We start from the raw sequence: 9,006 nt of genomic DNA on the forward strand, positions 1-9,006 counted from the left end.
TATTTTTTCTTAGTGCAACTTTGTGCCTTGGTGTCTTTGTGGCAAGATATTGATAATTAGCCACGAATATTCTAAGACACTAAGAATCACAAAGTATGAAACAATTCATTATGGAATTATTATACTATTGATTTTCTTTATGTTATCACAACTCGACATTTAATAAGTTTCCGAATGTCAATTCTTTATATTCAAATGCGAAACTTGAGTTTGTTAAAAATTCTCTCAATAGTTTTATTATTTTTTTCATGAATGTAGTTTTTCTAAACTATGTTAAATTTGTACAATTAATAAAACTCTTGAACAATGGCAACACAGCAAATAAAACGAACAGCTATAATTATTTTTATAATAATTTCAACTTTAGTAATTATTACGATATTAATTGCTTTAACCTCTAATATTTTACTACCGAAAATGATAGTGAAAAAGGCTATTAAAAATGAGAAACTCACTGAAATAAATGAAAAATTACAATCATTAGAAATAGAAAAAGCTGAATTTCTCAATACAATTAATAAGCTTAAAGCCAAAGATGTAAAAAATGCCATTTCTTATGTAAATGAAATTGACACTAATGATGCATTAATGGTAACAAGTACCTTTGTAAATAATCTTGGTATTGGAAAAGCAAATGCAGAAAAAATAACAAACAAAATAACTCAAGACTCTTCTCTCAATAAATCAAAAGAATTGATACTGCTTGTTTTAGAAAATAAAAATAAAATCCCCTTTGTTTTCCCTGTTGTAAAAAATACAATTAAAGAGGTTTGTAAACAAGACATTAGTAAAAAATAGATTCCATAAATTTATTAATCATGAACTTTGAAGAAATAAAAAATAATTTAGAAACAAAAATAATTGGAATTGCCGGTGCTGGTGGCTTAGGTTCTAACTGTGCTGTTGCATTAGCTCGTGTTGGAATTGGAAAATTAATAATTTCTGATTTTGATATTGTTGAAGAATCTAATCTTAATCGTCAGTATTTTTTTTATAATCAAATTGGAGAAAAGAAAGTTGATGCACTAAAAAAAAATATTAATAAAATAAATCCTGAAGTAACTGTTGAAATTCATAATATTAAATTAACTGCTGAAACAATTATTGATTTCTATAAAAATTGCGATATAATTATTGAAGCATTTGACCAAGCAAGTCAAAAACAAATGATAATAGAAACAGTGTTAACAGCCTTCCCTAAAAAAGTATTAATCTCAGCTTTAGGTATTGCTGGATTTGGCAAAAATAATATTATCAAAGCAAGAAAGGATGGCAATTTATATATTTGTGGAGATGAAAAAACCGAAGTCAATAATGAAGAGCCTCCTTTAGCACCAAGAGTTGGAATAATAGCTAATATGCAGGCTAATGTTGCAATTGACATTTTGCTGAATAAAAATCTTAAAGAGCTTTAGGAAACTTCTAATTACATTTTGAAATGGAAATCACTTTAAATAATCGGAAAGAAACTTTTGAACAAGACGAGTTAACTATTGACGAGTTACTGAAAATTAAAAATTTTACTTTTAAAATGTTGGTAATTAAAATAAATGGAAAGCTGATAAAAAAAAATCAATATAAAAATGCTTTAATAAAAAACGAAGACAATGTATCTGTTTTACATTTAATAAGTGGCGGTTAAAGGGAGGTTCTTTAAATACATTCGCATTAAGATTTCCAGAGTTTTTTATAGACAATGAAAAAATTTGAAACAAATCGGGATAATGTGAAAAGTTTTGAAGAAGTATATAAAAAAAACTCTGAAAACCCTTTGGGAACAAAGATAATAAACAATCTGACTGCGTTAAAATTTTTCTCAATAGCACGGCTATTCAGAAAAATTTGTGCCTTGCATCTTATTCATTATCTTTGTTTCTTAAAAGAAATGTATTTAAAGAACCTCCCTAAAATCTATACCCAAGATTAACAGCAAAATGAGCAGTTTTTACCACTCTATCAAAAATTGTATAATACTTCATTCCTAATCCAAAATTCATTCCTATACTTAAATTATCAACAGGTAAAAACACAACACCGTTGCGGATAAATAATTTAGTGTATGGTGATTGTTTTTCAATATAAACATCGTAGTATTTCTGTTCGGTATCATCCCATTGGCTTTCATAATGATTATCAATCAAATATCCAATACGCAATTCAGGACCCACATAATACTTAAAAACACCCTGCCCTGCAGGATAATATTTTAAACTTATACCTGTATAAATAGTGTTGTCTGAATTATTATTGTTTGAATTATAATATGTCTGTTTTCTAAAACCAAATCCCAAAGGAATTTGATAACCTAGCATACCGTTTTTTGAGAGTCTTTCATAAGAAAGGGTAAAATCATTGAAAATTACATCAAACAAATGATAAGCAAAAATATTTCTTTTGAAATCTTTATTTAATGGTGCTTCAACATTTGTTATCATTTTTTTATTCTTTTCAGCACCAAGTGGACTAATTATCTCTGCATTAGCATTTTCATAATCAATAATGGCAACCCTATCTTTATCAATAACATAAAAAGGTCCATCAGGATTAATTTGTTTTTTATACTTGATTTTATCAGCAAGCACTTCTACCTCCGATGCTTTTATTGTTTCATCATTATTTAAAATAATTAAATGTTGTGAAAACAAATTAGATAAAATAAAAACTAATGATATAGTTAATAAGCTGTTTCTAAGTTTCATAATTAATTTTTTATTCAATTATTAAATCTATAACTAATATTAATAGCAAAATGTGCTGCACTATAAATGCCACTTGGTATATAATCGTCAATCTCCTTGTCAAAATATTTGATACCAAGACTTCCAATTGCTGAAACACTATAATTAGGAGTTGGTGAAAACATAATTCCATTATTAATCAAAAATTTACCATAAAATGTAATTACTTCTTTTGCATCACTACTCCATCCATTATCTTTTGCTCGCAGTTTACCTAACCTTATAGACGGACCAACAAAGTATTTCCAAATCCCCTGTCCTGTTGGATAAAAATTTAATCCTATCCCTGTATAAAAAATATTGCTATAATCACTATAAGCATAATATGAATTTTTATCAAAGCCAATAGCTATAGGAATTTGGACTCCCATTGTTCCATCATCTGAAATTTTTTCATAGGATAAAGTAAAATCATCAAAAATTATATCAAAAAGATGAAATGTTATTAAATTATTTTCTAATTCAAACTCCTCAACTTCTTTTTTTACATCCGTAAATGCTTTTGTTAAAAAAACATTTTTACCACTTTCGTATCTTATCATGGTTATTTCTGATATTTCCAAAATAAATGTAGCACCCTCTATATCACTATATTTCTTATACTTAACAACATCTTGAGCTATCTTAACAATTTTCGCCTCAATCTTTGAACCGTCATTTTTGTAAATAATATCTTGTGTTTTTGCTGTAAATGATATTGATAGCAAAACGATTATTGATAATAAATATGCTAGTAGATTATTCATATTAAATATTTAATTTTTTTCAAATATACAATAAATTTTAAACTCTTAATGTTGCTTTTATTCTTAATGGATTATTTAATAATTCCAGAGCATCTACAATATTTGTCATTACAATATCTGCTGAAGTTAATGCAGCTACAGAGCATCCTTCTTTTTGAATAACAGCAACGCTTAATGCAGATTCTGAAAGCATCATTGAATCGTTATTTCCATTTCCAATTGAAAATGTATTTTTTGAGCCAAGTTGTTTTACAAATTGTTTTTTTGTGTATGCCTGATTCTGTTCTGATATTATTCTTAAATCACAATTAATATTTTTTAATCTTTCTCTTGCATTACCAAATGTGTTTGCAGTAATAATAAATATTTCAATCTTTTCTGCCAAAAGTTCTAAGGTTTCCGGTACCCTGTGTATTAAATCTCCATCAATTCCTATAGTACCATTATAATCAAGTACTAGGTATTTTATCTCTATATTTTTTACACCTGGGATATTTATTTCAATCATTAAATTATTTTTGATACACTTTATTGATGTTTATTTATTTAAAAGGTTGCGTTTGTGTAAGATATTGTTTATTTGTTTATTTGTTTATTTGTTTATTTGTTTATCTGTTTATTCGTAACACATAACTTTAAGTACTTTAGGCACTTTAAGTACTCTAAGTACTTCTTTTTGTTTATTTGTTTGTTTGTCATTTAGTGGTCATTTGCTTCGCTGTCATTTAGTTGCTATTTTTTAACTTTAAGTACTTTAGGCACTTTAAGTACTCTAAGTACTTCTTTTTGTTTATTTGTTTGTTTGTCATTTAGTGGTCATTTGCTTCGCTGTCATTTAGTTGCTATTTTTTAACTCTAAGTACTTTAGGCACTTTAAGTACTCTAAGTACTTCTTTTTGTTGACTTGTTGATATTTTCACGCAAAGATGCAAAGAACGCTAAGAAGAATTGTTTAATTGGAATTTGACTGCCGGCTGAAAGCTGCCAACTTCTTTATTCAAAAGCTCCAACATACCGTCATTGCGAAGGAAGTATGACTGAAGCAATCTGATGAATAAGAGTAGGATGCTTTTTTTACTACCTCTGCTAAAAAGCCCGAGATTGTCGCAGTCGTATTCTGACAACTAATAATTGTAGTAAAATTATCACATTTTTTTGGTCAGAACACTCCCTCACAATGACGACTTTATGGGTTGTTGTTGTAAGAATTGTTTAGATTCTTCTCCGTAGCTTTAGCGAAGGAGGATTTAGTTATCTGTTTTTTCGTTACACATAACTTTAAGTACTTCAGGCACTCTAGGCACTTTAAGTACTTTTTTTTGTTGATTCGTTTATTCGGAATTTGACTGCGGACTGTTTTTTGACTGCCGACTTGTTGATAAACGTAGTAAATAGCATGATAAATACTGATAAAGGAAAAAAAATTAAAAAATATTATTATTTAAAAGTAAATATCTATTTTTGAAGAACTGAGAAAATGATTTTAGTGAATTTAAAAGTATAAATTATGAATGATATAAAATGGGGTGAATTACCTTTTGGTTATTTAAAAACAGATTACAATATTCGTTGTTACTACAAAAACGGAAAATGGGGAGAACTTGAAGTTTCTTCTTCGGAACATATTGATATTCACATTGCAGCTACAGCTTTGCATTATGGACAAGAAGCTTTTGAAGGAATGAAAGCTTTTATGGGAAAAGACGGCAAAATCAGGTTATTTCGTTGGGAAGAAAACCATAAAAGAATGAATAGCTCGGCTCGTGAACTAATGATGCAAGAGGTTACTGCTGATATTTTCAGAGGTGCAATTGATAAAGCTATAAAGTTGAATTTAAAATTTGTTCCGCCTTATGGCTCAGGAGCATCATTGTATATAAGACCGCTATTAATTGGTTCAGGAGCACAAGTTGGTGTAAAACCTGCTGAGGAATATTTATTCATGATTTTTGTAACTCCTGTTGGACCATACTTCAAGGAAGGATTCAGTCCTGTAGATTTTCTATTAACAGAAGAATACGACAGAGCAGCTCCATTAGGAACAGGACATATAAAAGCCGGAGGAAACTATGCCGCAGGATTACAAGCTATGACAAAAGCTCATAAGGATGGTTTTGCCAATGTTTTATTTCTTGATGCCAAAGAGAAAAAATATATTGACGAAGCAGGACCTGCAAACTTTTTCGGGATAAAAAATAACACTTATATTACTCCAAAGTCTCCTTCAATTTTACCTTCAATTACAAATAAAAGTCTTTGTGTAATTGCAGAAGATATTGGAATGAAAGTAGAAAAAAGACCCATCCCTAAAGAAGAACTTAGCACTTTTGAAGAAGCAGGTGCATGTGGTACTGCTGCTGTTATCTCTCCAATAAAGAAAATCTATAACGACACAACGGGTGAAACTTATGAATTTGGTAAGGATGGTAAAGCAGGGAAAAAATCTGAAGAACTTTACAAAAGATTACAAGGGATTCAATCGGGAGATATTGAAGATAAATATGACTGGATTGAATTTGTAGAATAGAAAAATTAAATTAATAAGTCATGAGGTTGTAAATTTAAAATAAAATTATCTTTGCAACCTTTTTTTTAATCTAAAAAACACATTAAAAATATGAGTAAAAGAACAATAGTAAAATTACCCGGAGACGGAATAGGCAGAGTAGTTTTAGACGAAAGTATCAGAGTATTGGAAGCTGCCGGCTTTGATGCAGAATATATTGAAGGTGATATTGGTTGGGAATTCTGGAAAAAAGAAGGTAACCCTTTACCTGACAGAACAATAGACCTCATTGACAAATATAAGTTAGCCCTCTTTGGAGCAATTACATCAAAACCAAAAGATGATGCTACTGCTGAGATTGATCCTTCACTTAAAGATAAAGGATTTATTTATTCAAGTCCGATTGTAGGATTACGTCAGCATTTCAATCTTGACATTTGTATAAGACCATGCAAAACATACAAGGGAAATCCATTAAATTTTATCAGAAGAGCAAAAGACGGTGGTATTGACGAGCCTGAAGTTGATGCAGTAATTTTCCGACAAAATACTGAAGGATTATATGGTGGTGTTGAATGGACAAACCCTCCTGACCTTGTTTATAAAGGATTAATGTCACATCCTAAATTCCAAAAGAATTTTTCACAAACTCCAAAGGAAGAATTATCGGTTTCAACAAGAATATTTACAAAAAAAGCAACAGAAAGAATCATAAAAGCAGCATTTGAACATGCAAAAAACTATGGATATAAATCAGTAACAGTTTGCGAAAAGCCAAATGTTATTAGAGAAACTTCAGGAATGATGTTTAAACTTGCCAAAGAAATTCAAAAAGCTGATTATCCTGAAATAGAACTTTGGAATACAAACATTGATGCACAAATGATGTGGCTCACTAAAAACCCTGAAACTTACGGTGTAATTGTAGCAGGAAATATGTTTGGCGATATTGTTTCCGATGGTTTTGCCGGTTTGATTGGCGGACTTGGATTTGCGTGTAGTGCTCAATTCAATCCGGAAAATGGAATTGCTATTTTTGAACCTACACATGGCTCAGCACCAAAATATGCCGATTATTCTGAATCAATTGTAAATCCAATAGCAATGATTGCTTCAAGCTGTATGATGTTGGATCACATTAGCGAAAATGAAATAGCAACTAAAATAAGAAATGCCGTAGCTGAAGTTATATCAGAAGGAAAAGTTAGAACCTATGATATGAGTAAAATGACAGGAAAAGCTGATGTTATCGATAATGGTGCTGCTTCAACAAAGCAAATGGCTGATGCTATAATTGAAAAACTTAGATAAGTTGAATTAAGACTTGGTGATTTGTTGATTTGGTGATTTGTTTATTTGTTTCAATAGTCATTTAGTGGTCATTTGCTTCGCTGTCATTTAATTGTCATTATGTTGTTTATTTGGTGATTTGTTGATTTGTTTATTCGGAATTTGACTACGGACTGAGGACTGCTGACTGCCGACTTGTTGATTTGTTTATATTTTCACGCAAAGACGCAAAGAACGCAAAGAAGAATTGTTTATCTGTTTATTTGTTTATTCGGGTATTTGACTATGGACTGAGGACTGCTGACTGGGGACTGCCGACTGAGGACTGCCGACTGAGGACTGCCGACTGAGGACTGCCGACTGAGGACTGCCGACTGAGAACTGCCGACTGAAGACTGCCGACTGTTTTAATTTATTGCATTGTTTATGATTTATCAATTTGAAATATTTAGGAATTTAACTTTTAGTGAAAAGAAAACTTTCAGATTTCATCTTGCTTATTCTTTTATTGAAGGAATTATTCTTGGGGTACTAGCACTTAATGAATATGTTTTTGTGAAAAGTATGCAAGGCTCTGAGGGGCTTTTAAGTATTCTGTTTTCGTTTACAGTTATTGTTTTGTTATTTTCTCTTTTTATTACCGAATTTTTAAAAAGGTTTCCTGACAAAAAAAAACTATTAAAGATAGTGGCATTCGTTACAAGATTGCCACTATTTTTACTTCTTTTATTTCCAAAAGATTTAGCAACTCTTACTTCTAACAACATTTATCATTACTATTTTTTAGGAATTTTCTTTGTCTTTTTCTTAGCTCAACCTATAGTTTTACCAATCATAAATCTCTTTTTAAAGAATAATTACAAACATCAAAATTTTGGTAAACTTTATAGTTATTCAAATATGATAAACAAGGCAGCCTTGCTTGTAACAACATTTTCATTCGGGCGTTTACTTGATTTCGACAACTATGCTTTCAGGTATGTTTATCCATTAATAGGTATCCTTGGAATTGTCTCAATTTTTTTGTTGAGTAAAATACGAGTTGAAAATTATATTAGTAAAATTAGGAAAAGTTTCTTGAATTCAGTTCGCTATTCCTTTGGTGAATTCAAAAAAATAATGAAGGAAAATAAAGCCTACAGAGATTTTGAGATAGGTTTTATGTTTTATGGATTTGCTTTTATGTCATCAGCGGTAATGATTCCTTTGTTTTATGATAAAATATTAGAACTCAATTATTCCAGTGCTGCGTTCTATAAAAATTTCTATAACATTCTGGCAATTTTAATCCTTCCTCTTTTCGGAAAATTACTTGGCAAAATTGACCCAAGAAAATTTTCAATAATGACGTTCTTTTTCATGTTTTTAACAATTTTATTTACTGCCCTCACCGAGTATTTTCCACAAAGCACTGAATATTTAAATATTAATTTCTTTTATTTTTTGGTTTTGGCAAATGTTTTTTACGGACTTTTTGCAGCAGCAATGCCTTTACTTTGGAGTATTGGTTCTGCATATTTTTGTAAAACAGAAGAAGCCGATACATATCAGGCAATTCACCTTAGCCTTACAGGATTAAGAGGTTTATTTGCTCCTTTTGCAGGTATTTTAATTTATAAATTAAGTAACTTCACTATTACTTTTTCTACAGGAATAATATCACTAGTTTTGGGAATTATTTTAATGTTTTATTCAATGAGAAAATATAGATAGCTGTTTGGCTAAA

The 9,006-nt window shown here is 30.0% G+C and carries 9 protein-coding genes; 6 read left to right on the plus strand and 3 right to left on the minus strand.

The annotated features are described in order from the left end of the window. Positions 1–306 precede the first annotated feature (306 nt). Genes U9R42_09440 through thiS form a run of 3 tightly spaced genes read left to right on the plus strand, consistent with a single transcriptional unit; the run spans position 307 to position 1,642 of the window. Positions 307–798 (plus strand): hypothetical protein, encoded by a 492-nt coding sequence (locus U9R42_09440; GenBank protein MEA3496244.1) that lies wholly within the window; start codon positions 307–309, stop codon positions 796–798. A gap of 20 nt (positions 799–818) precedes the next feature. After that, positions 819–1,415, plus strand: a complete 597-nt coding sequence (gene thiF, locus U9R42_09445; GenBank protein MEA3496245.1) for a sulfur carrier protein ThiS adenylyltransferase ThiF — start codon at positions 819–821, stop codon at positions 1,413–1,415. 23 nt (positions 1,416–1,438) lie between these two features. Beyond that, entirely contained in the window at positions 1,439–1,642 is a 204-nt protein-coding gene (thiS, locus tag U9R42_09450; protein ID MEA3496246.1) for a sulfur carrier protein ThiS, read from the plus strand. Between the two features lie 262 nt (positions 1,643–1,904). Here the strand turns inward: thiS and U9R42_09455 are convergent, their stop codons facing one another. Genes U9R42_09455 through U9R42_09465 form a run of 3 tightly spaced genes read right to left on the minus strand, consistent with a single transcriptional unit; the run spans position 1,905 to position 3,992 of the window. Next, positions 1,905–2,699 carry a hypothetical protein gene (locus tag U9R42_09455; GenBank protein MEA3496247.1) on the minus strand — a complete coding sequence of 265 codons (795 nt, stop codon included), beginning with the start codon at positions 2,697–2,699 and terminating at the stop codon, positions 1,905–1,907. Positions 2,700–2,713: 14 nt separating this feature from the next. Then, positions 2,714–3,484: a hypothetical protein gene (locus U9R42_09460; GenBank protein MEA3496248.1), complete on the minus strand. Its 771-nt coding sequence runs from the start codon at positions 3,482–3,484 to the stop codon at positions 2,714–2,716. 37 nt (positions 3,485–3,521) lie between these two features. Beyond that, complete coding sequence (locus U9R42_09465; GenBank protein MEA3496249.1) at positions 3,522–3,992, minus strand: hypothetical protein; 471 nt, start codon at positions 3,990–3,992, stop codon at positions 3,522–3,524. 999 nt (positions 3,993–4,991) lie between these two features. On the opposite strand from U9R42_09465, the gene U9R42_09470 reads away from it, so the two are divergent. The 3 genes from U9R42_09470 to U9R42_09480 all read left to right on the plus strand — a co-directional run bounded on the left by U9R42_09470 (position 4,992) and on the right by U9R42_09480 (position 8,993). Next, positions 4,992–6,011: a branched-chain amino acid aminotransferase gene (locus U9R42_09470; protein ID MEA3496250.1), complete on the plus strand. Its 1,020-nt coding sequence runs from the start codon at positions 4,992–4,994 to the stop codon at positions 6,009–6,011. 90 nt (positions 6,012–6,101) lie between these two features. Then, positions 6,102–7,301 carry an isocitrate/isopropylmalate family dehydrogenase gene (locus tag U9R42_09475; GenBank protein MEA3496251.1) on the plus strand — a complete coding sequence of 400 codons (1,200 nt, stop codon included), beginning with the start codon at positions 6,102–6,104 and terminating at the stop codon, positions 7,299–7,301. Positions 7,302–7,706: 405 nt separating this feature from the next. Then, positions 7,707–8,993 (plus strand): MFS transporter, encoded by a 1,287-nt coding sequence (locus U9R42_09480; GenBank protein ID MEA3496252.1) that lies wholly within the window; start codon positions 7,707–7,709, stop codon positions 8,991–8,993. Positions 8,994–9,006: the final 13 nt, after the last annotated feature.

This window comes from Bacteroidota bacterium, from assembly GCA_034723125.1.
Classification (GTDB): Bacteria; Bacteroidota; Bacteroidia; order CAILMK01; family JAAYUY01; genus JAYEOP01.

Excerpts from the sequence above, each read along its gene's own strand:
- U9R42_09480 (MEA3496252.1), top strand. The coding sequence starts at position 7,707 with ATGATTTATCAATTTGAAATATTTAGGAATTTAACTTTTAGTGAAAAG.
- U9R42_09475 (MEA3496251.1), top strand. The coding sequence starts at position 6,102 with ATGAGTAAAAGAACAATAGTAAAATTACCCGGAGACGGAATAGGCAGA.
- thiS (MEA3496246.1), top strand. The coding sequence starts at position 1,439 with ATGGAAATCACTTTAAATAATCGGAAAGAAACTTTTGAACAAGACGAG.
- U9R42_09460 (MEA3496248.1), bottom strand. The coding sequence starts at position 3,484 with ATGAATAATCTACTAGCATATTTATTATCAATAATCGTTTTGCTATCA.
- U9R42_09470 (MEA3496250.1), top strand. The coding sequence starts at position 4,992 with ATGAATGATATAAAATGGGGTGAATTACCTTTTGGTTATTTAAAAACA.
- U9R42_09440 (MEA3496244.1), top strand. The coding sequence starts at position 307 with ATGGCAACACAGCAAATAAAACGAACAGCTATAATTATTTTTATAATA.
- thiF (MEA3496245.1), top strand. The coding sequence starts at position 819 with ATGAACTTTGAAGAAATAAAAAATAATTTAGAAACAAAAATAATTGGA.
- U9R42_09465 (MEA3496249.1), bottom strand. The coding sequence starts at position 3,992 with ATGATTGAAATAAATATCCCAGGTGTAAAAAATATAGAGATAAAATAC.
- U9R42_09455 (MEA3496247.1), bottom strand. The coding sequence starts at position 2,699 with ATGAAACTTAGAAACAGCTTATTAACTATATCATTAGTTTTTATTTTA.